The sequence below is a fragment of the Ruegeria sp. AB11 genome (assembly GCF_056536325.1).
In genome coordinates this window covers 623,270-648,437 of record NZ_JBQFJO010000001.1, presented here as the reverse complement: position 1 = coordinate 648,437, position 25,168 = coordinate 623,270, and the positions used below count along the sequence as shown (strand labels likewise).

At 56.0% G+C, this 25,168-nt stretch carries 23 protein-coding genes; 11 read left to right on the top strand and 12 right to left on the bottom strand.

Annotated elements, in window-relative coordinates; genetic code table 11:
* Positions 1-463 precede the first annotated feature (463 nt).
* Together ACR3EJ_RS03400 and amaB are read left to right on the top strand one after the other, a co-directional pair.
* On the top strand, positions 464-1,570 hold the full coding sequence (locus tag ACR3EJ_RS03400; protein WP_170546865.1) for a saccharopine dehydrogenase NADP-binding domain-containing protein: 1,107 nt from the start codon (positions 464-466) through the stop codon (positions 1,568-1,570).
* An 18-nt stretch (positions 1,571-1,588) separates the two neighbouring features.
* Positions 1,589-3,085, top strand: coding sequence for an L-piperidine-6-carboxylate dehydrogenase (gene amaB / locus ACR3EJ_RS03395; protein WP_170546860.1), 1,497 nt, complete (start codon positions 1,589-1,591; stop codon positions 3,083-3,085).
* Positions 3,086-3,140: 55 nt separating this feature from the next.
* On the opposite strand, the gene ACR3EJ_RS03390 is transcribed toward amaB, so the two are convergent.
* Positions 3,141-4,718: a DUF5928 domain-containing protein gene (locus tag ACR3EJ_RS03390; RefSeq protein WP_170546856.1), complete on the bottom strand. Its 1,578-nt coding sequence runs from the start codon at positions 4,716-4,718 to the stop codon at positions 3,141-3,143.
* 139 nt (positions 4,719-4,857) lie between these two features.
* Here ACR3EJ_RS03390 and ACR3EJ_RS03385 point away from each other — a divergent pair, with 139 nt between their 5' ends.
* Complete coding sequence (locus ACR3EJ_RS03385) at positions 4,858-5,676, top strand: sulfotransferase family protein (RefSeq protein ID WP_170546853.1); 819 nt, start codon at positions 4,858-4,860, stop codon at positions 5,674-5,676.
* A gap of 164 nt (positions 5,677-5,840) precedes the next feature.
* On the opposite strand, the gene ilvD is transcribed toward ACR3EJ_RS03385, so the two are convergent.
* Positions 5,841-7,673, bottom strand: coding sequence for a dihydroxy-acid dehydratase (gene ilvD / locus ACR3EJ_RS03380; protein WP_170546850.1), 1,833 nt, complete (start codon positions 7,671-7,673; stop codon positions 5,841-5,843).
* Positions 7,674-7,777: 104 nt separating this feature from the next.
* On the opposite strand from ilvD, the gene ACR3EJ_RS03375 reads away from it, so the two are divergent.
* The 4 genes from ACR3EJ_RS03375 to ACR3EJ_RS03360 all read left to right on the top strand — a co-directional run bounded on the left by ACR3EJ_RS03375 (position 7,778) and on the right by ACR3EJ_RS03360 (position 10,749).
* Complete coding sequence (locus ACR3EJ_RS03375) at positions 7,778-8,335, top strand: helix-turn-helix domain-containing protein (RefSeq protein ID WP_170546847.1); 558 nt, start codon at positions 7,778-7,780, stop codon at positions 8,333-8,335.
* A gap of 12 nt (positions 8,336-8,347) precedes the next feature.
* The gene (locus tag ACR3EJ_RS03370; protein ID WP_170546844.1) at positions 8,348-8,617 is read left to right on the top strand and encodes a CBU_0592 family membrane protein; all 270 of its coding nucleotides are present in this window, start codon (positions 8,348-8,350) and stop codon (positions 8,615-8,617) included.
* A gap of 93 nt (positions 8,618-8,710) precedes the next feature.
* Positions 8,711-9,565, top strand: a complete 855-nt coding sequence (gene sseA / locus ACR3EJ_RS03365; RefSeq protein ID WP_170546841.1) for a 3-mercaptopyruvate sulfurtransferase — start codon at positions 8,711-8,713, stop codon at positions 9,563-9,565.
* Positions 9,565-10,749, top strand: a complete 1,185-nt coding sequence (locus ACR3EJ_RS03360) for an amino acid aminotransferase (RefSeq protein ID WP_170546838.1) — start codon at positions 9,565-9,567, stop codon at positions 10,747-10,749. Before sseA ends, ACR3EJ_RS03360 begins: the two co-directional genes overlap by 1 nt.
* A gap of 68 nt (positions 10,750-10,817) precedes the next feature.
* Here the strand turns inward: ACR3EJ_RS03360 and ACR3EJ_RS03355 are convergent, their stop codons facing one another.
* Positions 10,818-12,140 (bottom strand): ammonium transporter, encoded by a 1,323-nt coding sequence (locus ACR3EJ_RS03355; RefSeq protein WP_170546835.1) that lies wholly within the window; start codon positions 12,138-12,140, stop codon positions 10,818-10,820.
* Positions 12,141-12,173: 33 nt separating this feature from the next.
* Positions 12,174-12,512 (bottom strand): P-II family nitrogen regulator, encoded by a 339-nt coding sequence (locus ACR3EJ_RS03350; protein ID WP_010438740.1) that lies wholly within the window; start codon positions 12,510-12,512, stop codon positions 12,174-12,176.
* A 257-nt stretch (positions 12,513-12,769) separates the two neighbouring features.
* Here ACR3EJ_RS03350 and ACR3EJ_RS03345 point away from each other — a divergent pair, with 257 nt between their 5' ends.
* Complete coding sequence (locus ACR3EJ_RS03345) at positions 12,770-14,956, top strand: PBP1A family penicillin-binding protein (protein WP_170546830.1); 2,187 nt, start codon at positions 12,770-12,772, stop codon at positions 14,954-14,956.
* A gap of 56 nt (positions 14,957-15,012) precedes the next feature.
* Here ACR3EJ_RS03345 and leuB read toward each other — a convergent pair whose 3' ends face one another.
* A complete protein-coding gene (gene leuB / locus ACR3EJ_RS03340; RefSeq protein ID WP_010438745.1) occupies positions 15,013-16,116 on the bottom strand; it encodes a 3-isopropylmalate dehydrogenase in 1,104 nt (367 codons plus the stop codon).
* Positions 16,117-16,207: 91 nt separating this feature from the next.
* Between leuB and ACR3EJ_RS03335 the strand changes: the two genes are divergently transcribed.
* The gene (locus tag ACR3EJ_RS03335) at positions 16,208-16,735 is read left to right on the top strand and encodes a redoxin domain-containing protein (protein WP_170546829.1); all 528 of its coding nucleotides are present in this window, start codon (positions 16,208-16,210) and stop codon (positions 16,733-16,735) included.
* 6 nt (positions 16,736-16,741) lie between these two features.
* Here ACR3EJ_RS03335 and ACR3EJ_RS03330 read toward each other — a convergent pair whose 3' ends face one another.
* Entirely contained in the window at positions 16,742-17,635 is an 894-nt protein-coding gene (locus ACR3EJ_RS03330) for a LysR family transcriptional regulator (protein ID WP_170546826.1), read from the bottom strand.
* An 83-nt stretch (positions 17,636-17,718) separates the two neighbouring features.
* Between ACR3EJ_RS03330 and ACR3EJ_RS03325 the strand changes: the two genes are divergently transcribed.
* Positions 17,719-18,624 carry a Rossmann-fold NAD(P)-binding domain-containing protein gene (locus tag ACR3EJ_RS03325; RefSeq protein WP_170546822.1) on the top strand — a complete coding sequence of 302 codons (906 nt, stop codon included), beginning with the start codon at positions 17,719-17,721 and terminating at the stop codon, positions 18,622-18,624.
* Between the two features lie 10 nt (positions 18,625-18,634).
* Here the strand turns inward: ACR3EJ_RS03325 and ACR3EJ_RS03320 are convergent, their stop codons facing one another.
* The 6 genes from ACR3EJ_RS03320 to ACR3EJ_RS03295 form a co-directional block, all read right to left on the bottom strand.
* On the bottom strand, positions 18,635-19,657 hold the full coding sequence (locus tag ACR3EJ_RS03320) for an endonuclease/exonuclease/phosphatase family protein (protein ID WP_170546819.1): 1,023 nt from the start codon (positions 19,655-19,657) through the stop codon (positions 18,635-18,637).
* Positions 19,654-20,433 carry a hypothetical protein gene (locus tag ACR3EJ_RS03315; RefSeq protein WP_480422654.1) on the bottom strand — a complete coding sequence of 260 codons (780 nt, stop codon included), beginning with the start codon at positions 20,431-20,433 and terminating at the stop codon, positions 19,654-19,656. Before ACR3EJ_RS03315 ends, ACR3EJ_RS03320 begins: the two co-directional genes overlap by 4 nt.
* Positions 20,434-20,814: 381 nt before the next feature.
* Positions 20,815-21,420 (bottom strand): 3-isopropylmalate dehydratase small subunit, encoded by a 606-nt coding sequence (gene leuD, locus ACR3EJ_RS03310; protein WP_010438759.1) that lies wholly within the window; start codon positions 21,418-21,420, stop codon positions 20,815-20,817.
* Positions 21,421-21,462: 42 nt separating this feature from the next.
* Positions 21,463-22,017: an HdeD family acid-resistance protein gene (locus ACR3EJ_RS03305; protein WP_170546813.1), complete on the bottom strand. Its 555-nt coding sequence runs from the start codon at positions 22,015-22,017 to the stop codon at positions 21,463-21,465.
* 38 nt (positions 22,018-22,055) lie between these two features.
* A complete protein-coding gene (gene leuC, locus ACR3EJ_RS03300) occupies positions 22,056-23,459 on the bottom strand; it encodes a 3-isopropylmalate dehydratase large subunit (RefSeq protein ID WP_170546810.1) in 1,404 nt (467 codons plus the stop codon).
* A gap of 43 nt (positions 23,460-23,502) precedes the next feature.
* Complete coding sequence (locus tag ACR3EJ_RS03295; RefSeq protein ID WP_260023663.1) at positions 23,503-23,598, bottom strand: isopropylmalate isomerase; 96 nt, start codon at positions 23,596-23,598, stop codon at positions 23,503-23,505.
* A gap of 103 nt (positions 23,599-23,701) precedes the next feature.
* Between ACR3EJ_RS03295 and ACR3EJ_RS03290 the strand changes: the two genes are divergently transcribed.
* Positions 23,702-25,054 (top strand): mechanosensitive ion channel family protein, encoded by a 1,353-nt coding sequence (locus tag ACR3EJ_RS03290; RefSeq protein WP_375543895.1) that lies wholly within the window; start codon positions 23,702-23,704, stop codon positions 25,052-25,054.
* Positions 25,055-25,168: the final 114 nt, after the last annotated feature.

Sequence of the window (25,168 nt, the reverse complement as noted above, 5' to 3'; positions counted from 1 at the left end):
ATATTGCCTCATCAATGCTGGTTCCGGATTGGTTGGTCACCAGGAAAGTTAATCTACAGGCACCACTAACGTCTCCCAAGGCATTGAGCTCCAGAGAAATCTCAGCGGCAGGTGCCTCAGCGGATTGCGCCAGAGCTCCGCATGAGAGCAGGCATGCGAAACAGGTAAGCAGGACACGGAGAGATCTCATTGAAGGGCACCTATATGCTTGGGCGAACCGCGTTTGTCTGCGTTGTGTAGCCGACAATGGTCCTCTCATACCTGATAGCACTCTCACTTCAAAGGATCGCTGAAACGATTGTGAATTCGACAATATTTGAGTGCGAATTTGAAGATGTAGCCCAGCAAATTGACATAACATATGACGATATGACGGGTATCTGCCTCATTTCGTCAAGACATGATCTGCATTCCGAACAATTCGCCCCTCATAATCGAAAGAAATACAGTATGGAGGCGCGTTTTGAGCTGGAATATTTGCGTAGTCGGGGCGGGGAAGATCGGTCAGATGATCGCGACCTTGTTGAAATCCTCGGCGCATTACTCGGTAACTGTTGCCGATCATGATCTCTCGGCATTGTCTGTATTCAACAAGCGCGGGATATTAACGCGGCAGATCGATGCCCGTGACAGTGCAAGCCTAGAGCGGGGGCTCAGGGGGTTTGATGCTATTATTTCGGCAGCTCCGTTTTTCCTGACGCCAGCAATTGCCGGTGCAGCAAAAGCAGTCGGAGCCCATTACTTTGATCTGACAGAAGATGTTGAAGCGACCAATGCGGTACGCCAACTTTCGCAGAACAGTGACACAGCATTCATGCCGCAATGCGGATTGGCACCCGGATTTGTCGGTATCGCTGGCGCCGCGCTGGCTTCGGAATTCGATGAGTTGGAAAGCTTACATATGCGGGTTGGGGCACTGCCGCTGTTTCCGACCAATGCATTGAAATATAACCTGACGTGGTCCACTGACGGATTGATAAATGAGTATTGTAACCCTTGCGATGCCATTGTGAACGGCGAGCGGGTTAAGACAGCGCCACTCGAAGATTATGAACTGATCGGCCATGATGGTGTGGAGTATGAATGCTTCAACACGTCCGGTGGGCTGGGCACGCTGCCCGAAACGCTTGAAGGTAAAGCGCGGGCTGTGTCCTATCGGTCGATCCGATATCCGGGACATCGGGATATTCTTCGATTGTTGCTAAGTGATTTGGGATTAGAGCGTCGGCGCGATCTGTTGAAAGAGATCTTTGAAACCGCTCTGCCGCGCACCGATCAGGATGTAGTGCTGGTCTATTGCACTGCCAAGGGAATGATTGATGGTTCCCTGCGCGAGAAGTCCCTGATCAACAAATCCTTTGCCCGCACCATTAATGGGCAAATCTGGAGTGCGATTCAGATCACCACCGCAGCAGGTGTGCTGGGTGTCGTCGATCTGATGCGGACGGGTGCTTTGCCGTCCAAGGGTTTTGTCCGGCAGGAGCAGGTAAAGCTTGCCGATTTCCTGAACACAGAATTTGGTCGGCTCTATCGCGCCGGCGATGTCACCGAACAGAACAAGGCGGCCTGAGATATGAAAGATGTTGTAATGACTGCTGAAGCTACTCTTGCGAAACTGGACCTGACGGCGGCAGAGCTGACTGGTGGATCGCTGCGCGTGACTTCTCCAATAGATGGAAGTGTGCTGGCTGAAGTGCACGAAACGCCTCTGTCCGAGATGAACTCCGTATTTGCGCGCTCGAAGGAAGCGTTCAAAGCATGGCGGGTTGTGCCTGCCCCGCGCCGCGGAGAACTGATCCGCCTTCTGGGCGAAGAGTTGCGTGCGGCCAAAGATGATCTGGGCGCGCTGGTTAGCTGGGAGGCCGGTAAGATCACCTCGGAAGGATTGGGCGAAGTGCAGGAGATGATCGATATCTGCGACTTTGCCGTTGGTCTGTCCCGACAGCTCTACGGTCTTACGATTGCATCGGAACGATCAGGCCATCGGATGATGGAAACTTGGCATCCTGCAGGACCAGTGGGTGTGATCTCGGCCTTCAACTTCCCGGTTGCGGTCTGGTCATGGAATGCGGCGTTGGCGCTGGTGTGTGGCGATCCCGTGATCTGGAAGCCCTCGGAGAAAACGCCTCTGACCGCGATGGCCTGTCAGAAAATCTTCGAGCGCGCATTGGCCCGCTTCGGGGATGCGCCTGACGGCCTGCTGCAAACCTTGATCGGAGGTGCCGCGCTGGGTGAAGCTCTGGTCGCGAGCGAGGATGTGCCGGTAATCTCGGCCACCGGCTCCACCCGAATGGGCCGTGCGGTTGCTCCGATCGTGGCGCAGCGCTTTGGTAAATGCATTCTGGAGCTCGGTGGCAACAATGCGATGATCGTCGGTCCCTCGGCCGATCTGGAAATGGCGGTCCGGGCGATCGTGTTTTCAGCCGTCGGGACGGCGGGTCAACGCTGCACCACGCTACGCCGTCTGATCGTGCACAACTCGATCCGTGAAGAGCTTGTTGCGCGCCTCAAGAAAGCTTACTCGGGCCTGCCAATTGGCGACCCGCTGGCGGAAGGTATATTGATAGGTCCGCTTGTCGATGAAGCCTCCGGCGACGCAATGACCGGAGCGCTTAGGAGGGCGGAAGCCGAGGGTGGAACGGTCTTTGGTGGCAAGCGAGTAACCGAGGGAATGCCCAGTGGCGTCTACATGGAACCCGCCATTGTTGAAATGCCCAGCCAGACAGCAACTGTAAAGACAGAAACCTTCGCTCCGATCCTGTATGTCATGGGTTATGATGATTTCGCCGAGGCGATCGAGATCCAAAACGATGTGCCCCAAGGCCTGTCATCCTGTGTCTTCACGTTAAACATGCGTGAGGCAGAACAGTTCCTGACCGCAGCTGGCTCGGATTGTGGCATTGCAAACGTCAATATCGGCCCGTCCGGTGCCGAGATCGGAGGCGCGTTTGGCGGTGAAAAGGAAACTGGTGGTGGGCGCGAAAGCGGTTCGGATGCCTGGAAAGCCTATATGCGCCGTCAGACCAACACGGTGAACTATTCAGCCGAGTTGCCGTTGGCGCAGGGTGTCAAATTCGACATCTGATTGGCGGGTCTTGATCTTAAGTATTTCCGGCGGTGTTAATATACGCCGCCGGAAATCAATCCGCGAAAAGGTAATCCAAATGCATAATCGATTTGGCCTGGGCCTCCGTTAGGTTCAGAAACTCGGCTATTGCCTCTTCGTTGACCAAGCGATCAGCAGTTTCGCGCAAATGAAACAAACCATCGTTTTTGGAGTAGCGGATCTGCTCAGATTCATAGGCAAGTGCGTTCCGCAACGTCGGAAGCAATCGCGCCATTGACTCGGCCGAGCTGTTCTGACCAGCCAACCCGACACGCAAGGCGTGACCAGCAAGGTATTCGTCGGAATAATCGCATTCGATTTCCAGAACACGCGTCTGGACTTGATCCCCACCAAAGTCCTGAATGACGTCTAAGTTCGCAGGATCAACGCATAAGATCAGTTTGTCGCCGTCGAAATGTTCGAACAGCAATTTCGCGACTGCGCGACGATGTCGGGAGCGTTTGGTCAATGTCGTCTCGATGCCACCTAGATCGGGAAGCGGAGTGTCTTGCTCATCGTATATGTATTCAATGCAGGGAATGCTGGTTTCCGAGGCAATCTGATCAACCAATCGTTTGGCAACGTGCCATTTTTTGCAGACAATCAAGTATATTTCGCGATCGGTTCCCAGGGTGTTTCCCGCTTCCCAGAACCGTTGTGTGTACCGTCGTCCGACGCGCCCACGGCTGGTCAAAAATTGATACAGTTTGCGCCCTTCCCCAGAAATACCAAACGCGACCCCTTCGCTGGCATATAACTGCCCCAACCGTTCCTTCAGCTCATGGGCTTCTGGGCTGATCTTGCGTGCGAAGAGGTAATCCTGACCCAGCAGCATGTCATAGTGATCGTTGTAGAAACTAACGGGCATGCCGTAGTCGGAGAACATTAGAAATGTCAGCGTTCGGTTCTCGATCTCGAGCTTTGATATCAGATGGCGAACGAGAGTTTGAAAGAACGTCTCATCCGGAATCCACGTTGTCTTGAAGAACCGAAGCACGTCCAGGCGTTGTTGCAGGAATTCGAGAATCATCTCGACAGTACGACGGCGAAGACACCACCATTGACTGCCAATCATGATCTGAAGGTCTGACGGTATGTCGCGAGTGAGGCCAAACCGTTTTTGCATCTCGTAAGCGGTGTAGAAGAGGCGCGGTTGATTACGTTCGTTAAAGTAATGGCGATAGATCAGCCGGTCTTCTTTCATCCCGGTCTTGATCCAGTTGCTTGCGAAAAAATCGTGGCTCTCGATGAAATCCACATCGCGATCATCAAGGAAACCGTGCACATATTCAGCGGTCTTGATGGCCATGCAATCGCCAGACAGCATGTAGAAATGGGTGGCCCTGGGGAACTGCTCTACAGCCGACTGAAGCGCATGCAGCGTAGCCTGTACCAGGGACCATTCACCCCATCCGCATTTAATGCGCTTCTTCGAAAAGGTGACATTAGGGTTGTCGCTTAGGGCCTCGCGGATTCGCGCATAATCTGTGTCGCTGGCACGGGCATCAAAATGGATCGCCATGCAATCACCGGCAGCCGTCAGCTGACCGGCCTGCGCGATGATCGCGTCCGGATCTTTGTGACACAGCAAGATAAAGGCAATCTTTGCCATTCTATATTCGTATTTCCCCGTTTCTGCCGTTTGCAACCGTGATACTGAGGATGAGCGATTGAATAAACAGAATATTTTTGGTTCTTTGAGCCAATATGCCGGAGTATCAATACGATAACTGGCTAAGGAGGCACAGCGGATGGGTTTTCCCGGTACATGGATGACCGAAAGTCAGAGCATGGTCTATCGTGTCGTGCCAAAATGTGCTTGCTCGACCATTGGGCAGATAATGTATTTCTCGGATCATGGCCGGTTTTTTGATGGCGATATTCACGACGCCAATGATGGGATGCATAAGTGGGCTTTTAATGCCAGTCAGGACCCAATTGCGCGGAATGTTCAGTCGCATGGGTCATACACTTTTACCTGTGTGCGCAATCCATATACGCGCATCCTAAGTTCGTTCTTCGACAAGATCTGCGGTATACAGCGGAACGGTAAACGCTATCGCGGAAATCTGGTGCCGACGTTGATTTACAACTACGGGATTGAGGTTGGCGGTGAGGACGGCAAAGGTGAGTTTGACCAAATCGCCAGTTTCCGCAGGTTTCTGCTGTTTGCGCGCGATACGATCCGCTGGCGACGCCCGATGGATCCAGACATTCATTGGTCCGCCATGTCCGGTCATGTCTCAACGTTGATCGCTAATGGTGGCCGATATGATCGCATTTTCTGGACCGAGAAGTTCAATGATGGAATGCAGGATGTTCTGGATCACCTGGACACAGCGCATAGGGTGACTCTGTCCGAAATTCCACGCTTCAATGAATCTGAAGGCCATGGGCCAAAGCGTGCGCATCCGGTCGAAGACTATTTTGACGACCTGTCCATGCACTTGGTCTATGAAATCTACAAGCAGGATTTCGAGCTGTTCAAATACGATTTCGAGAATCCCGCGAACAAGATGCCGATCGCTGAGATCGATCTGGACGAGATTCACGCAAAACTGGGTGACTGAGCTAAATCAGAAGGCTACCGCCCATCGTCAACGTCTCTCACGAGACGTTTCCTCTGGTTGAGCCCGGCGCCGCGCATGGCGCGGCGCCGGGCCCAAGTCCGCAAGGGCTATCGGTGCAGCCGATGCTCCGCTGCGGGCGCGGAAGCACTTACGTTTGAAATAGGTCAAACCTGGCGCACTGCGCCTTTTGCGGCACTGGTTGCCAGTTTTGCATAGGCTTTGAGGGCGGTTGAGACCTTGCGTTTGCGTGGGTTGGCGGGGTGCCAGCCTTTTTCGTCCTGTACCTCGCGCCGGGCCGCAAGCTCCTCGTCAGAGACTGCCAAATGAATTGTGCGGTTGGGGATGTCTATTTCGATCTTGTCGCCGGTATGTACCAGACCGATTTCGCCACCTTCAGCGGCTTCTGGCGAGACATGGCCGATCGACAGCCCCGATGTTCCACCCGAGAAACGCCCATCGGTAAGCAAGGCACAGGCTTTACCCAGACCTTTGGATTTCAGGTACGAAGTCGGATACAGCATTTCTTGCATGCCCGGACCTCCGCGTGGACCTTCGTAACGGATAACCACCACGTCCCCCTCATTGACCTTACCGGTCAGAATATCGTTCACTGCCTGATCCTGGCTTTCGCAAACATAAGCAGAGCCGGTGAATTTCAGGATATTCTCATCAACACCTGCCGTCTTAACGATGCAGCCGTCGCGCGCGATATTCCCAAACAACACAGCCAGACCGCCATCCTGACTGAACGCGTGTTCTTTCGAGCGGACAACGCCGCCTTCACGATCGGTATCAAGCTCTTTGAACCGGTTTGATTGGCTGAAGGCCTGCGTGGTGCGCACGCCTCCGGGCGCGGCCTTGAACAGTTCCTGCGCCTTCGGGTTGTTGGCGATCTTGATATCCCAGTTGGCAATCGCTTCACCCATCGTACCCGAATGCACTGTATGGCAGTGCTCGTGCAACAGACCCGCGCGGCTGAGTTCGCCGAGGATAGAGAAGATACCACCGGCACGGTGGACGTCTTCCATATGCACATTTTCGATATTTGGCGCGACCTTGCACAGACAGGGCACTTGGCGGCTGAGCCGATCCATGTCGGACATGGTGAAGTGAACTTCACCCTCATGCGCGATGGCCAGCAGGTGCAGCACGGTATTGGTCGAGCCACCCATTGCGATGTCGAGGCTCATGGCATTTTCAAAGGCATCAAACGTCGCAATCTCGCGCGGCAAGAAGCCTTTTTCGTCCAAATCATAGTGTCGTTTGGTGATCTCGACGATCCGGCGACCAGCCTCGAGAAACAGCTCTTTGCGGTCCGCGTGCGTAGCAAGCGTCGAGCCGTTGCCCGGCAGGGCCAGCCCCAGCGCTTCGGCCAGACAGTTCATCGAGTTTGCGGTGAACATACCCGAGCACGAACCGCAGGTCGGGCAGGCGTTCTCTTCGATATGCTGGACCTGTTCGTCAGTGAACTTGTCGTCAGCAGCAGCGACCATCGCATCCACAAGGTCGATCTTCTTGGCGTCTAGGTCGGCGATGTCGATTTTGCCGGCTTCCATCGGACCACCAGAGACGAAGATTGCCGGGATGTTCAGACGCATGGCAGCCATCAGCATTCCGGGTGTGATCTTGTCGCAGTTCGAGATGCAGACCATCGCATCCGCGCAATGGGCGTTAACCATGTATTCGACCGAATCCGCGATCACCTCGCGCGAGGGCAGGGAATACAGCATCCCGTCATGGCCCATGGCGATCCCGTCATCCACCGCGATGGTGTTGAACTCTTTAGCGACGCCGCCTGCGGCCTCAACCTCGCGAGCAACCATCTGGCCCAGATCCTTCAGGTGCACGTGGCCAGGTACAAATTGAGTGAACGAGTTGACGATCGCTATGATTGGCTTGCCAAAATCGTCGTCGCCCATCCCGGTGGCGCGCCATAGGCCACGGGCGCCGGCCATGTTGCGGCCATGGGTGGAGGTTCTGGATCGGTACATTGGCATGATGCTGTTTCCCTATTGCCCAAGCTGCGATATTGGGTGTGTACGTTATAGCGCACGTATCATATGTACGTTATAACGCACAAGGCAAATCGCAAGGCTTGGGTATGGAATCAGATGAGTTAACGCTGAAACTAAGGGATGTTCGCGCTGCATCGGGGTTAAGCCTGTCTAAAGTGGCCGAACTGACCGGGGTTAGTAAAGCCATGTTGGGTCAGATCGAGCGCGGCGAATCAAGCCCGACCATCGCGACCTTGTGGAAAATCGCGAAAGGCTTCCAATTGCCGCTGAGCGCTTTGATTGGCACCGCCGCAATGCGCGACACGGCAGATACCGATGTGTTCAGTACCGTGACATTCCCGGGAAGTATCGAGGTCAAGATTGTCTTTCCCTTTGATCCGGCATTGGGAGCCGAGACATTTCATGTTGAGCTGTCCCCGAACCAAAGCCATGAGTCGCCAGCCCATGCGGCGGGGGTGACCGAAGAGGTCTTTGTGCTCAGCGGAGTTTTGGAAATTCTGCGCGCGGACAAGTGGATTCCGCTGCAAGCTGGGCAGGGATTGCGCTTCGCTGCTGATTTGCCGCATGGATACCGCGCTGGTGATCAGGGGGCGGCGTTCCTGAACATGCACCACTATTCCCAATTGGTCGAAAATCTAGAGTAGGATCGAACCACCGTGACTGCGTTCTTTGACAGCCTGACATTCGTCGATGCGATCGGCTCCTTCGGGGCATTGATCGTGGTTGTAGCTTATTTTGCCACCCAGATGCGCATGATGAATTCGGACGATCTGGCCTTTCCGGTGGTGAACCTGATCGGTTCGGTTCTGATCGTGTTTTCGCTGATGCAGAACTTCAATCTGGCATCGATGCTGATCGAAGGCTTCTGGATCATCATCAGTGTGATCGGGATCATTCAGTACTTTCGCCTGCGTCGGGCGGGTTAAATCCAATGCTACCGAAGCGCTAGCGCTATCCAGCCTTGAACCCGCATCGCGCCGAGTATAGGGAAAACCCAAGCTCGCTTAGGGGAGGCTTTGATGCAGGACGATCCAAAAACACTCGTTTCTACCGAATGGCTTGCCGCTCATATCAAAGATCCGGATCTACGGATACTGGATGGGTCGTGGTACCTGCCGCAGCAAGCCCGCGACGCCAAGGCAGAGTATGACGCGGGCCACATTCCCGGTGCACGTTTTTTCGATATTGATGAGATTTCCGATCATCGTTCGGATCTGCCGCACATGGCACCTCCGGTCGAGAAATTCATGTCGCGCTTGCGGGCAATGGGAGTGGGCGATGGCCATCAGGTAGTGGTTTATGATGGCGCTGGTCTGATGTCGGCAGCACGGGTCTGGTGGCTGTTCCGTCTGATGGGGCAGGAAAACATCGCCGTTCTGGATGGTGGGTTGCCCAAATGGCAGGCCGAAGGTCGAGAGATTGAGGACCTGCCTCCGGTTATTCGCGACCGTCACATGACCGTGCGGGTGCAGAACCATCTGATCCGCGATGTCACGCAGGTTTCTGCGGCTGCCAAACTGCATGATCACGAGATAATCGATGCCCGTTCGGCATCTCGTTTCGCTGGTGCCGAGGCTGAGCCACGCGAAGGGTTGCGTTCGGGCCATATCCCCGGTTCTCGCAATGTGCCATTTGGAATGCTGCTGAACAAAAACGGCACGATGAAGTCACCCGAAGACTGTCGTGCAATATTCGAAGCTGCAGGTGTGGACCTGTCGAAACCCGCGATCACGTCCTGTGGGTCGGGCGTGACCGCAGCGATCCTCAGCCTTGCGCTCGAGCGCATGGGCAAGAAAGACCACTCGCTTTATGACGGCTCCTGGGCTGAATGGGGTGCCTTCCCGACCCTGCCCGTCGCAACCGGAGAGAACTGATGTTCGAGAACCTCAAACCGCAACCCTCTGACAAGATTCTGGCGCTGATGCAGATGTACCGCGAAGACCCACGTGATCAAAAGATCGATCTGGGTGTCGGTGTGTACAAGAACGCCGAAGGTGTCACACCGGTGATGCGTGCAGTGAAGGCTGCCGAAAAGCGAATTCTCGAAGAGCAAGAAAGCAAGGCTTATACCGGGTTGGCGGGCGATCCGGCTTACGCAGACGCGATGATCGGGCTGATCCTTGGGGACGCCGTGCCACGTGGCAATATTGCTGCCGTGGCGACCCCCGGCGGAACCGGGGCTTGTCGTCAGGCGTTTGAACTGATCCGCATGGCTAATCCGTCGGCCCGTGTCTTCCTGTCGAACCCCACATGGCCGAACCATCCGTCGATCCTGCGTTATCTGGGGATTGAAACCGCCGAATACCGCTATTTTGACAGCGAAACCCGTGGTGTTGATTTCGATGGCATGATCGAAGATCTGAAAACCGCCAATGCGGGCGACGTGGTTCTGTTGCATGGCTGTTGCCACAACCCAACGGGCGCCAACCTGAACATGGTGCAGTGGCAGGAAGTCGTGAACCTGATCAACGAACGCAGCCTCGTGGCGATGATCGACATCGCCTATCAAGGCTTTGGCGATGGTCTTGAGGAGGATGCGCAGGCGACGCGTCTGGTGGCTTCTTCCGTGAAACGCTGCCTCATCGCGGCGTCCTGCTCGAAGAACTTTGGCGTCTATCGCGAACGTACTGGTCTGCTGATGGCGATCAGTGATGATCCGGCTCAGACTGCGTTGAACCAATCCTCTCTGGCGTTTCTGAATCGCCAAAACTACTCTTTCCCACCCGATCATGGCGCGCGCGTTGTGACCACGATCCTGAATGATGAAGCTCTGCGCGCCGATTGGGCCGCCGAGTTGGAAGAAGTTCGCTTGTCGATGCTGGGCCTGCGTCAACAACTGGCGGACGAGTTGCAGCGCCTCAGCGGATCGGATCGGTTCGGGTTTATCGCGCAACACCGGGGTATGTTTTCGCGGCTGGGTGCCGCGCCCGAACTGGTTGAGAAACTGCGCGCGGATCATGGAATCTACATGGTCGGTGACAGCCGTCTGAATATCGCGGGATTGAATGCGACGACCGTGCCGATTCTGGCTCAGGCGATTATTGATGTTGGCGTCTGAACCGCGTCTTTGAAAATGGAAAACCCGGGCGCGAACGCCCGGGTTTTTTGTTTGTATGGGGTTGGCTATTAACCTTTGGAGAACTCCGGATAGGCCTCCATACCAAGCTCAGCCATGTCGAGACCGTTGATCTCATCTTCTTCGCTGACGCGGATACCGACAGTGGCTTTCAGTAAGGTCCACAGGATCAGAGCGGCGACAAAGGTGAATACACCGTAGGCGATGATACCAATCAGCTGCGTGATCAGGCTGGCCTCGCCATAGAAGATCACGGCGATCGTGCCCCAGATGCCAGCGAACAGATGAACCGGGATAGCGCCCACAACATCGTCGATCTTGAACTTGTCCAGCATCGGAACCGCGAAGACTACGATGATACCACCAACGGCACCGATCCATAGGGCGCCGAACAGGGTTGGGGCCAGGGGTTCAGCGGTGATCGAAACCAAACCGGCCAGCGCGCCGTTCAGCACCATGGTAAGGTCAGGCTTTTTGTACAGCAGCTGCGTCAGGATCAAGGCAGCAACCGCGCCGGATGCAGCAGCCATGTTGGTGTTGGCAAAGATGCGCGATACGTCCGAGACATCTCCTACGGTGCCCATAGCCAGCTGCGAGCCACCGTTGAAGCCGAACCAACCCAGCCAAAGGATGAAGGTACCCAAGGTAGCAAGCGCCAGGTTCGAACCGGGCATCGGGTGCACTTTGCCGTCCTTGTACTTGCCAATGCGCGGCCCAAGGATGAGGGCACCTGCCAGAGCTGCCCAGCCACCGACCGAGTGCACGATGGTCGAACCAGCGAAGTCCGAGAAGCCAGCTTCGGACAACCAGCCACCGCCCCACTGCCACGAGCCCGATATCGGGTACATGATGCCGGTCAGAACAACAACGAAGGCAAGGAAAGGCCAAAGCTTGATCCGTTCAGCGACTGCTCCGGACACGATCGAGGCGGTTGCGGCGACAAAGACCAGTTGGAAGAAAAAATCCGACCCGATCGAGGCATAATCGAGTGCTGCAGCATCTGCACCGACGCCCACTGGATCAAGCACGGTTGTTGAGAAGAACGGACCCAGCCAGCCTGAAATGGTCCAGCCATCACCGGGGTACATCAGGTTGAAACCGATCAGCCAGTACATGATCGCAGCAATGGAAAACAGGGCGATGTTCTTGGTCATCTGCATAGCAACGTTCTTGGACCGCACCAGCCCACCTTCGAGCATGGCAAAGCCTGCGGCCATAAAGAACACCAGAAAGCCGCCCATCAGGAACAGCAGCGTGGTGAAGATGTATTGGGTGTGTTGCGCGGGCTCGCCGGTAGCGGCCTCTTGCGCAAGACCCATCTGCGGCAACGCGACAATCGCGGCGGCAGGGATGAGAGATTTCATCAGGTTCATTGTCAGTCCTCGAATGATTGTGAGTGTGCGCGCTTAAAGCGCCTCTTCGTTGGTTTCCCCGGTCCGCACGCGCAGGGCTTGCTCGACATCGAGGACGAAAATCTTGCCATCGCCGATCTTGCCGGTCTTGGCGGTGGTGGTGATGGTTTCAATGATCTGGTCGGCCATCGTGGCGGGCACCACGATCTCAAGCTTGATCTTGGGTACGAAATTCACGGCGTATTCTGCGCCGCGATAAATCTCGGTGTGACCCGATTGCGAGCCGAACCCTTTGATCTCAGTTACCATCATGCCGCGCACGCCTGCATTGGTCAGCGCCTCGCGCACCTCCTCAAGCTTGAACGGTTTGATTGTCGCAATGATCAGTTTCACGTCTTTCCCCTCTATTACCCCGGGTGGCCGGGTATTTTGCACCTGCAGAAAAATGCGCATTCGAGGCTCTGAAGGAACGCTCTCACAGGGGAAATGAGGGGGAATAATCAGCAAATTTGCACATTTTTTGCACGAATAGCGTTATATGATGAAAAAATGGGCAAACAAGTGAGCGGAAATACCAGAAATTCACACCTCTACATGGCCGTTCCGGCGGGGTATGGTGCCCCAAAAGTATAACCGAGCAGAGTTTGAGCATGACTGAGTCCAACCGCCGAAAACCGCGACTGGTCGCAGATAAAAGGTACCCGTCCAAAGGTCGAAAACCTGCGGCGACCAAGCGGGCTGCAAAACCTGCTGGTAAGAAGTCGACTGCCCGAAAAACCGCCCCGCGCAAGACGGCCCGGAAGAAAACGCGGCGCAGTTCTGGTGGGAAGGGCGGTGGCATTTTCCGCCGCCTGTTCCGCTGGCTCTGGCGTCTGTTCTGGGGCGTCACATGGCGGATTGGTGCGGTGGCTGGCTTGCTGTTGGCGCTGGCCGTCGGTGTCGTTTACACATCGCTACCGGATGTGGATGCCTTGTTAGATGGGCGGGCGAAGGGCTCGGTGACCTTGCTGGACCGTGATGGCAAGGTCTTTGCCTGGCGCGGCGATCAGTTTGGTGGCGTGATCACCGCGGATACAGTTTCGCCGCATCTCAAGAATGCCGTGATCGCGACCGAGGATAAGCGGTTCTACCGCCATTTCGGTGTCAGCCCGCGCGGTGTCGCGAGCGCGGTGCGCATCAACCTGAGCGAAGGGCGCGGACCGTTGTCTGGCCATGGTGGCTCGACCATCACACAGCAGACAGCGAAGCTGCTTTGCCTCGGTGTCCCATATGATCCCAGCGCGTGGGAAACAGAGGCCGCATACGAAGCTGATTGCCGTCAGGGTTCGCTTTGGCGCAAAGCGAAAGAGGCAGTTTATGCAATCGCGATGGAGGTCAAATACTCCAAGGATGAAATTCTGACGATCTATCTGAACCGGGCCTTCCTCGGTGCAGGAGCGCGCGGTTTCGAAGCCGCCAGCCAACGCTATTTCGGCATTTCGGCAGCCGAAGTATCTCCCGCCGAGGCCGCAATGTTGGCGGGGCTTCTGGTGGCACCTTCTCGCTATGCGCCCACGAATAACCTGCAACGATCGCAGGACCGGGCACGGTTGGTGGTTGGGCTAATGGAGGCTCAAGGCTATCTGAGCAGTGCGCAGGCAAGCGAAGCACGCAGTCGCCCGGCGCAGTTGTCTGAAGCCGCCGCCGCCCGAGCAGGTGGTTATTTTGCGGATTGGGTCATGGCCAGTGGGCCTGAGTTTTTCACACGTAACACAACAGAGGACGTGGTGATCCGGACCACGCTGGATCAGCGCATTCAAACCTCGGCGGAAGAGGCACTGAAGTTCATCTTCCAAGAAAAAGTGCGCGAAGGGTCCAAGGCACAGGCCGCCATAGTAGTGATGTCTGCCGATGGTGCGGTCCGAGGTATGGTCGGTGGACGCAAGACCCGAGTATCAGGCGCGTTCAACCGAGCCACGCAGGCTCTGCGTCAGACGGGGTCGTCTTTCAAGCCATTTGTCTATGCGACAGCGTTGGAGCTGCGGTACTCACCGTTGGATACGGTTATGGACGAACCGACCTGCTGGGATATCGCAGGGTCGGGCCAGTGGTGCCCGAAGAACTACACCCACAAGTTCTATGGTCGGGTGACTCTAGCGGATGCGCTGAAGAACTCATTGAACATCCCGGCGGTCAAGGTGGCAGATATTTCTGGGCTTGATAATGTCCGCACCGTTGCCAGCGGTTTCGGGCTTTCAAGTGATCTGGCCGAAGGGCTCGCGCTGGCGCTGGGCGCATCGGAAAGCACGCTGATCGAGATGACAGGCGCTTATGCCGGTATCCTGAACGGCGGCTCAGCGGTCGAACCCTATGGTCTGACCGAGCTGAAGCTGCTGGGTGAGTCCGATCCCGTCATGGTCACGACAACCGGCATCGGTGAACGCGTCATCAACGACAAAGCTGCCAAGCAACTGACTTGGATGATGGAGCGCGTGGTCTCGGAAGGCACTGGTGGGCGCGCAAAACTGCCGGGCTGGCAGGTGGCGGGCAAAACCGGAACGACTCAGGCCGCGCGGGATGCGTGGTTCATCGGGTTCACAGCCGATTACGTTGCGGGTGTTTGGATGGGGTATGATGACAATACGCCTTTGTCGGGTGTGACGGGCGGCGGTCTACCGGCGGAAATTTGGAAAGAGACGATGTTGCGCGTCACGGAAGGAATGACGCCAACGCCATTGCCGATGCTGGAGCCGGACCCACCGGTCAGAACCGCTCAGCCTCAGCAGCAGCGCCGTAAGAAACAGACCGGCTTGGATAAGGCGATCAACAATCTGCTGAACAACATTTTCGGAAATTGAAATACAAAAAAGGCGGTGCGCTGGGCACCGCCTTTGATGTCTGAATGATCGTAAGATCAGACGCTTTCGTCGAGTGCCGCCAAAATTGCATCACCCATTTCGCTGGTCGATACCGGCTGAACACCTTCTTCTGCCAGCAGATCTGCCGTGCGAACTCCATCGGCCAGAACCTTTTCAATCGCGGCTTCCAGGCGACCTGCTTCGTCGCCCTGATCGAAGCTGTAGCGCAGCGCCATGGCGAAGCTGAGGATACACGCGATCGGATTGGCTTTGCCCTGACCCGTGATATCGGGGGCGGATCCATGTACCGGTTCGTACATCGCCTTGGGGCGACCATTGGCCATCGGTGCGCCAAGTGAGGCGGACGGCAGCATGCCCAAAGACCCGGTCAGCATCGCGGCGCAATCGGACAGCACATCGCCGAACAGGTTGTCGGTGACGATCACGTCAAACTGCTTGGGCGCGCGCACCAGCTGCATCGCGCCGTTGTCGGCATACATATGCGACAGCTCGACCTCGGGGTATTCTTGGCCCACGCGGGTTACGACTTCGCGCCAAAGGATGCCCGACTCCATTACATTGGCTTTTTCCATCGAGCACAGTTTCTTGTTCCGGCGCATCGCCAGCTCGAATGCCGAGCGAGCAGCGCGCTCGATCTCGGATTCGGTGTAACGCTGGGTGTTGATGCCAACGCGTTCATTGCCTTCCTCGAAAATGCCGCGCGGCTCGCCGAAATAAACGCCCGAGGTCAGCTCGCGCACGATCATGATGTCGAGGCCTGCTACCACATCTTTCTTCAGCGACGAGAAATCCGCCAGCGCGTCAAAGCATTGAGCGGGGCGCAGGTTGGAATACAAGTCCATTTCTTTGCGCAAACGCAGCAGGCCGCGTTCGGGCTTCAGGCTGAAGTCCAGATCGTCATACTTAGGGCCACCAACAGCACCCAGCAGAACGGCATCGACCTCTTGCGCCTTGGCCATAGTCTCATCCGACAGGGGCTTCCCGTGTGCGTCATAGGCAGCGCCGCCAACCAGATCCTCGCTCACGTCAAATTGAAGACCGCGATTGGCACCGAACCAATCGATGATTTTGCGCACTTCGGCCATAACTTCCGGGCCAATTCCGTCTCCGGGCAGGATGAGGAGCGAGGGGTTGGACATCGACAGTCTCCTTGCGTTTTGTCGCACAGGCCCTAGCGTTTGCGGCGCATCGGGTCAATGAGACGAACCCGTCAAATCACGAGGAAACCACATGCTGACACCCGGAAATCCGGCCCCATCGCTAAAAATCGAAACTGTAGGCCATGGCACCTTTGATCTTGAGCGTGACGCGGGCGAAAATGGAACGCTGGTGATTCAGTATCGCGGCCTGCACTGTCCGATCTGCATTCGCCAGATGGGCGAGGTCGAAGCTGCGCTGGGTGATTTCGCCGAACTGGGGGTCGAGGTGATCATGATCACTACGGATACAGGTGAACGTGCAGTTGAGACGGTTGAGAAAGCCGGGGTCTCGAAGCTGCGTGTTGGGTACGGCCTGTCCATGGCGGATGCACGGGATGTCTGGGGTCTGAACATCTCCGTGGCTCGTGAAGGTAGTGCCGAGCCAGCGTTATTCGCCGAACCGGGGCACTTCTATATCAAGCCTGATCAGACTCTCTATTACGTCTGGCAGCAGACAACGCCCTTTGCGCGACCGACTATGTCCGACATCGTCGGCGGTTTGAAATTTACCTTGGCCAATAACTATCCTGCGCGCGGCACCTATACTGGCGCGCTGTAGGCGGCTTTACAGCCGCGCCTTCAACCCTTCGGCCAACAGATCCCAGACCCTGCGGATGCGCGGGGTCTGTCGCATCGCCTGAGGGGCGGCCAGCCAGACCGGCAGCACCGGTATCTCGACATCAATGTCCCACACCTCGACCTCTGGATCAGCCAGCACGATGCTGAGCTGGCTGAACCCGATCCCACATCCTGCGCGGATCAGTTCCCAATATGCCGTCTGGTTATCGCAGCGCGTCGCAAAGCTGTCCCGGCTGGCGGGCCAGCCCTTGTTCCGCATGGCGGTGATGATGTCTTCGTTGGTGTCAAACCCCACAAGGTCGTGCTGCATCAACTCTGTCGGTGTTGCTGGCCGTCCTGCGCGGTCCAGATAGGACCGTGAGGCGCAGAAACATAACGGCACCTCGCCGATATGTTTTGCCACGATGTCGACTTGTTTGGGGCGGTACATGCGCACGGCGATGTCGGCTTCGCGAAACAATAGATTCTCGCTGGCATCCGAGGCGACCAGATCAAGCTGAATAGCCGGTTCAGCTTGACGAATCGCGGCGATTATCGGTGGCAGTAAATGGTGCGAGACAAAGACCGAGGCGGTAATCCTGACCGAGCCCTCCAGCTGCTGCGCCTGCCCGGCCGCCGTCAAACCAAGCGCATTGACCGCGCTGTACATTTGCTGTGCCATCGGCAGCACCTGCTGCCCCACCTCGCTGAGCGTCAACCCACGCGCGTGGCGGTCAAACAGCGACACGCCCAGTTCTTCTTCCAGCGCATGCACCTGACGCCCCAGCGTTGGCTGGCTGCGCCCAAGTCGCTTCGCGGCCGCGGATAATGAGCCCGTTTCCGCAACAGCGAGAAAACTTTGGATCAAGGACCAGTCAGAAAGTTGAAGAGAATTTGCCATTCAAAAACGAATACATAATCTGCGGTTTTTGGCAATTTCCAAATACTGATGAATGAATAGATTGGTGTTGAATGGAGGGACCGATGTCACAAACAGCACTTATTCTCGGGGCCAGTGGCCGCTTTGGTCGCAATGCTGCACAGGCTTTTTCCAACGCGGGTTGGGGCGTGCGCCGGTTTGATCGACGCAGCGACAATCTACACTCGGCGGCACGCGGGGCAGACGTTATCGTGAACGCATGGAACCCGCTGTATCCCGATTGGGCGAAGCAAGTCCCTGAATTGCATCGACAGGTAATAGATGTGGCATCTGAACATGATTTGACAGTGATTGTGCCCGGCAACGTTTATGTCTTCGGCGCGGATACGCCTGGACCTTGGTCCAGTGAAACACCCCATCTTGCACGCAATCCGCTGGGGCGCATCCGCATCGAAATGGAAGAGGCATATCGCGCTTCATCCGTGCGGACAATTATGTTGCGCGCAGGTGACTTCATCGACACCACGGCCTCGGGCAACTGGTTCGATCAGATCATGATCAAACACTTGCAGCGCGGTCGCTTTGTGTACCCGGGCAATCCCGACATCCAGCATTCTTGGGCCTACTTGCCCGATCTGACCCGATCCGCCGTGGCCCTGGCAGACATACGCGGCGAGCTGCCGCGATTCTGTGATGTTCCCTTTGCAGGTTACACTCTGACCGGCAATGAAATGGCACAGATGTTGTCACAGATGACTGGGCAAGACATTGCGCTTAAGCAGATGGCGTGGTGGCCGTTGCAGTTGGCCCGCCCCTTCTGGCGTCTAGCCCCACATCTGCTTGAAATGCGCTACCTATGGGATACACCGCATCGTCTGGATGGAAGTTTCTTTAACGAATTGCTGCCGGGATTTTCGCTGACTGAACCGAACGAGGCGCTTAGAAATGCGATCCCAAAACCTAAAGTCTCTGATGCGGCGCAACGAACCGGTGCAGCTTTGCGATCATGACCGCAGGCGCCTATTGGTTGATGAGATCGACCCAGACAAGCCGGTGACGGCTTGCTGCTTCTGCCGAAGCTCGGGCTTCGGTCTCAGGCCAGTAAATACCTGCATCGTGCACGTGCCAATCGGATGAGGGCAATACGTAATCCACTCTCATTTCGCCTACCCCTGTCCACTGAACTGTTGCGGCCGATCCGGCAGGGTCCAATGGCACAGGGTCTTGGATCAGAGGGTCGGCAAGAAGATCGTTGATTGCAGCCTTGTGCCCTTCGCCGTTGTGCGGGTCCAGATTGGCATCGCCTGCGATGACGAACCGATCTGAAGGAGTAGGCCCCAATTTACCGTCCAGCAGTAGCGACCAGAATCGAACTTCATCCCGGTTGCGTAACCCGTTGCGATCTTCGGGACCATCAAAGACAGGGGGGCTGGCGTGAAATGTCATCAAATTGATACGACCAACAGGGGTGTCGATCGGGACGACCCAATGTGATGTGGATGACAGCCTCTGAATCGCTTGTGCCTGAGGCGAGGGAAATGGATTTCCGTTTATTTTTGGTAACCGGGCACCGGGAAGTTCGTTCCAAAGCATCTCGGTATAGGACTGGACCTCTCTGGCTGCGATGGGATAGCGGGATAAGACTGCTAGGCCGCTTTGGCCCGTGAAGCGCCCCCATCCCTGTGCGTCGCCAGGACCACCAGTTTTTCCGTCCCCATCTAGATCTTCAACGGTTTCGAGCCCCGAATTGGGTTGTTCGAAATAGCTGTTGGGATAATTCAAGCCGTGGCCTTCCAGTGCATCAACCAGAGCGTCGAGCGCAAGCCCGTCCAGATCCCAATCGAGCCCTTGCAGTGCAACGATGTCTGGGCGGGTTGTTACCAACACCTCAATAACCGCCGTAACCTGTGGATCTTCCCGCCGGATGTCGCGCAGTAACAGGCCAGGTCCCTTGCGACTAAGTTCAGTATTGTAACTTGCGATGCGCAACGTCTCTGCATGTGCCGCAAACGGCAGCAGCAACAGAACCAGTAGGCGGATCATGCGATTTGAGTAGACTCGGAAGTTGAGTATGCGCGGCGTTTTTCAACGATCAGGCCAGCAATGCGCAGGGTCGCCATGCCTCGCATGATCATGCTGGCCGGTAGGAAGGCCCATGCGCAAAGGGTCCAGATCAACGTCTGCGGATTGCCAAGCGCTATCGGAGTAATGAATGCAGCCATCAGCTTGATCAGGGCAGGGATGAGGAAGGGCAGCAACGCCCCAATTGCGATGTTCAGCCGCCCATCGCGCTGCAATCGGGCAACAACATCTCCACCCTTGGTCGGGTCAAACAAAGGCAGATTGGTCCAAACGTTGAACGCGCCATTTCCTGTTGGCCATCCTCTGAGTTTTACGGCGTAGGCAAAGCTCGCGATGGTGACCAAAGCCGCGACATAGGCGATGCTGGCTGATATACTGACAAGCTCAATAAGTGGTGCGCTGGCGTTTCCGGGAAGCACAAGAACCACGAGCCGAACAGGCGAATAGGGAAAGTCCACCACATTCGCGACCATCAAGCCAATAGAATAGAATACGCCCGTAAGATCCGTGGGGGCATAAGCATTCTTACAGATCAGCGTTAAAAAGGTGACCATCGACATCAGGCCAACAAAACGCAACCTGTTTACCGGCGGGGCGTCACGGAATTCGATAAAGCTGGGGAAGGCCGAATTATATTCAGAGAATGTTAGAATAAACGCAAGGATCGCCAGAAAGACGATAATCTCAGTCCCGTTAGACGTCGATGTGGGCAGGTATAACGCGGGGGTTAGCACCATTAGTGCCACCAATAATCCACGTATCGCCGCGCCCGTCGTGCGTGCAATCACAATCCGAACCCTTTCCAAACCGGAGCCGTCGATTCTAAGTCGACTTGTCGTCCAACTTGCGCGCGCCACTCGTTCACTGGCGGCAACCTGTTAGGTGCCACCTTGGCTGATAAGCGGTAATTCGCTCAAGTCAGAGAGCAGAAAACACTGAGTTTCGGGCAAAATGATGGCGCAACTGGTGCGGGATTGCATCAATTTTGACGCAAATCCGACGTGTATCTCAAAATGATACCTAGATGTAGTGGATTGGGGCGATTTAACCCCAAGAATGCGAACGGGGCCGCGCTTGCGACCCCATTAGGTTGAGTATCAACAGATTCGTCCCCGGAATCATACCCAGGGACGGGCTTGGCTTGCGTGATCCTCGAACTTGTCGATGTGATGGTCCTTTTCCATCGTCAGACCAATATCGTCCAGACCGTTCAGCAGGCAGTGTTTGCGGTGTGGGTCGATGTCGAATTCGATGACCACACCATCCGATGTGGTGATCTGCTGATCTTCCAGATGCACGGTCATACGAGCATTCTCGCCCTTATGCGCGTCATCCATCAGAATCGCGTGATGTTCCTCTTCCACCACGATGGGCAGGATGCCGTTCTTGAAGCAGTTGTTGAAGAAGATGTCGGCGAAACTGGTCGAGATCACGACCTTGATGCCGAAATCCTTGATCGCCCAAGGTGCATGTTCACGGGATGAGCCGCAGCCAAAATTATCGCCCGCCACCAGAATCTCGGTTTGGCGATAGGCGGGTTTGTTCAGCACGAATTCTTCGTTCTCGCCGCCGTGGTCGTGATAACGCATCTCGTCAAACAGCACGACGCCAAGGCCGGACCGCTTGATGGTTTTCAAGTGCACTTTGGGAATGATCATATCGGTGTCGATATTGATCAACGGCATTGGGGCGGCCACCCCGTGGACTTTTTCGAACTTTTCCATTTCTACACTCCTGCGGGAGAGGGCCGCGCCCATGCCCCGCGTTTAAGCTTCTTTCGCTTCTGTTGTTTCGCCCTTGGGTGCGTTCTTGACGAAGAACGCCATGAAGACCAATCCGAACCCGTTGAACAGCATCTCAATGCCTAGGAAGATCCCCAGTATGCTCAGCAACGCCTGCGGCTCTTGCCCCACATAGCTCCAGATGATGCCTGCGAGGATGATCGACAAGATGCCCGAGATCATCGTGGGCCAGAAAAACTGTGTTCCCTTCATTTGGAACGACAGGATGATCCGCGCGATGCCGCCTGCCATGAACAGGATCAGCACCACAGTCGCGAGCGTCAGCGTGCCCTGTAGTGGATGATCCAGAAAGGACCAGCCCAGGAACAGCATGACCGCACCCATGATGAGTGACAGAATCTTGTTGCCAGTGCCTTCAACCGTGAAGCCACCAACGATCTGCAATCCGCCTGCGATCAGCAGCAACACACCGGTTACTACTGTTACGGCAACGGACGCCACGACCGGCGCGCCCAATACGAACACACCGAATGCTATGGACAAAAGTCCCAGCAGTAGCCATTTGACCCAATCACTCATGTTAGTCTCTCCATCAAATATCTAGATATGAGAGAGTCTTACATCATTTCACGGACGTCTGTCAGCCGTCCAGTGATTGCCGCTGCGGCAGCCATTGCCGGGCTCAGCAGATGGGTGCGTCCACCACGGCCCTGACGGCCTTCAAAGTTGCGGTTCGAGGTCGCTGCACAACGCTCACCCGGCTGCAGCTGGTCGGGGTTCATCGCCAGACACATTGAGCATCCCGCCAGACGCCATTCGAACCCGGCATCTTTGAAGATTTCGGCCAAACCTTCTTCTTCGGCCTGTGCACGCACTAAACCCGAGCCTGGTACGACCATGGCGCGCATGCCGTCCTTGATCTTCTTGCCTTTCAGGATTTCCGCCGCAGCGCGCAGGTCTTCGATCCGACCGTTGGTGCAAGAGCCGATGAAAACAGTGTCGATTTCAACGTCGCTCAGCTTTTGTCCGGCTTCCAGACCCATGTACTCGATCGAACGGCGGGCCGCGTCGACTTTACCGCCTTCGAAATCTTCGGGATGCGGTACGGATGCAGTGATCGGCAGCACATCCTCGGGGCTGGTGCCCCAAGTGACGACTGGTGCGATATCTTCACCACGCAGCGTGATGACTTTGTCGAAATGCGCGCCCTCGTCGGTATAAAGCGTTTTCCACCAGTCCATCGCGGCTTCCCACTGTGCACCTTTGGGGGCATGCGGGCGGCCTTTGACATATTCAAAGGTGGTTTCATCCGGTGCGATCAGGCCAGCGCGCGCGCCGCCTTCGATCGCCATGTTGCAGACGGTCATACGCCCTTCCATCGACAGATCGCGGATCGCTTCGCCGCAATATTCGATGACATATCCGGTGCCGCCAGCAGTACCAGTCTTGCCAATTACGGCGAGAGTGATGTCTTTGGCGGTCACGCCCGGCTGCAATTTGCCGGTGATCTCGACCTTCATGTTTTTGGATTTCTTCTGGATCAGGGTCTGCGTGGCCAGAACGTGCTCAACCTCAGACGTACCGATACCGTGGGCCAGAGCGCCGAATGCGCCATGAGTCGCCGTGTGACTGTCGCCGCAGACAACGGTCATACCGGGTAGGGTCCAACCCTGTTCCGGGCCAACGATGTGCACGATGCCCTGACGAACATCATTCACCGGGTAGTAGTGAATACCAAAATCCTTGGCGTTCTTGTCCAGTGCCTCGACCTGAATGCGTGATTCCGGGTTTTCGATCCCGTTCACGCGGTCCGGAGTGGTCGGAACGTTGTGGTCCGGCACGGCGATGGTTTTTTCCGGGGCGCGCACTTTGCGGCCCGCCATGCGCAGACCTTCGAACGCCTGTGGGCTGGTCACTTCGTGAACCAGATGGCGGTCGATATACAGCAGGCAGGTGCCATCATCGGCTTCATGCGCGACATGGGCATCCCAGATCTTGTCATAGAGTGTTTTGGGGGACATCGGTCCTCTCCCGTATGTAATGAGAAATAGCTGGCGAGTTGGCTTAGGCCGCCGATAGGCGGGCCAAGACCGTGCGGGCAGCCCCAAAGAACCGTTCACGCAACCGCGCGCGATCTTCCAGATTCTGTTCTTGGGCCACATTGAGTCTCATGCGCTCCAGATATAACGGGGTTTGCCGTCAATCAAGGTTCAATCCGGGTAGGGGCTTGCATCCCCTCAAATGGATGGCCAAGCTGACAGGCATGAACCAGGATCTGTTACCAGAAACGCTGTCCGAGCTTTACGGCAATATGACGGCGGCCTTTTCAGAACAGATTGAAAATTTGATCGAGCTGATGGTCACGCCCGGTTGGCGGCAGTATCAATTGGTTATCATCCTGTTCCTATGGGCGTTGGCGTTTCTTCTGAAACTTCTGACGCAAAAAAGATGGGATATATGGGCGCGCGCGCGTACCGGCTGGCCGAAATGGCGGCTGCGCATTCTGATCCAACTGATGCGGCGTTTGACGCTGGTCTATTTCGTACTGCTGACTTGGGGGCTCTACTGGGTCATGCAGCAAACAACGTGGCCTTCGCGTAGCTATATCATAGGTGTATTTGCGACCCTGGCAGCGGCTTGGTTGGCCATTGCGTTGGTATCGCGCTTGGTGCGCAACCGGACACTGCGGCAGATTTTCAAATGGTCCATGTGGGTCTATGCAACGCTAATCGCGCTGAATCTGACGGATGATGTCGCCGGTTTTCTGGACGGTGTGGCGCTCTCGATAGGTGATCTCCATATCTCGGCGCTGGGGATCATCAAAGCCGTCCTGCTGATCGGCATTCTACTAACGCTCGCAAGGATCGGGACCCGCGCGGCTGAACGCGGGCTTAAGAGCAATGATGACATCACGCCATCGATGCAGGTGTTACTCGCCAAGGGAATTCAGGTGCTGCTCTATGGTGCGGTGTTCATGGCTGCGATCCGCACGCTTGGCTTTGATCTGACCGGGATTGCGCTGTTGTCGGGCGCGATTGGTGTAGGGATCGGGTTCGGGCTGCAAAAAGTGGTCTCGAACCTGATTTCGGGCATCATCATTCTAATGGACCGATCGATCAAGCCGGGCGATGTGATCTCGCTGGGCGATACGTTCGGTTGGATCAATGCGCTGGGCGCGCGCTATGTCTCGGTTGTCACGCGCGATGGGCGGGAATACCTGATCCCAAACGAGGATTTGATTACCAATCAGGTGGTGAACTGGTCGCATTCGGACAAGTTTGTTCGGCTGGATCTGGAATTCGGAACCAGCTATGGCGACGACCCTCACAAGGTGAGGGCAACAGCCATACGGGCCGTCAAATCGGTTGGCCGAGTGCTGAGTGGAGGATCCCATGAACCCGTCTGCCACATCACCGGATTTGGCGACAGCAGCGTGGATTACGTGCTGCGGTTCTGGATTAGTGATCCGACCAAAGGGCTGACGAACATCCGGGGCAATGTTTATCTGGCGTTGTGGGATGCGTTCCAGGCTGAAGACATCTCGCTACCCTTCCCACAACGTGAAGTTCGTCTGCTGCCGGACGACGCAGAGGCGCAACAACTCGCCAAAGAGTGAGCCGATGTCACTGCGTGAAGCAGCCCGTTCATTGAAATGTTGCAATCCCCTTGTTACCTTATTAGTACCCCAGCGCCGGGGATTTGGCGGCGCGTTGCAAAGGAGGACTATGTC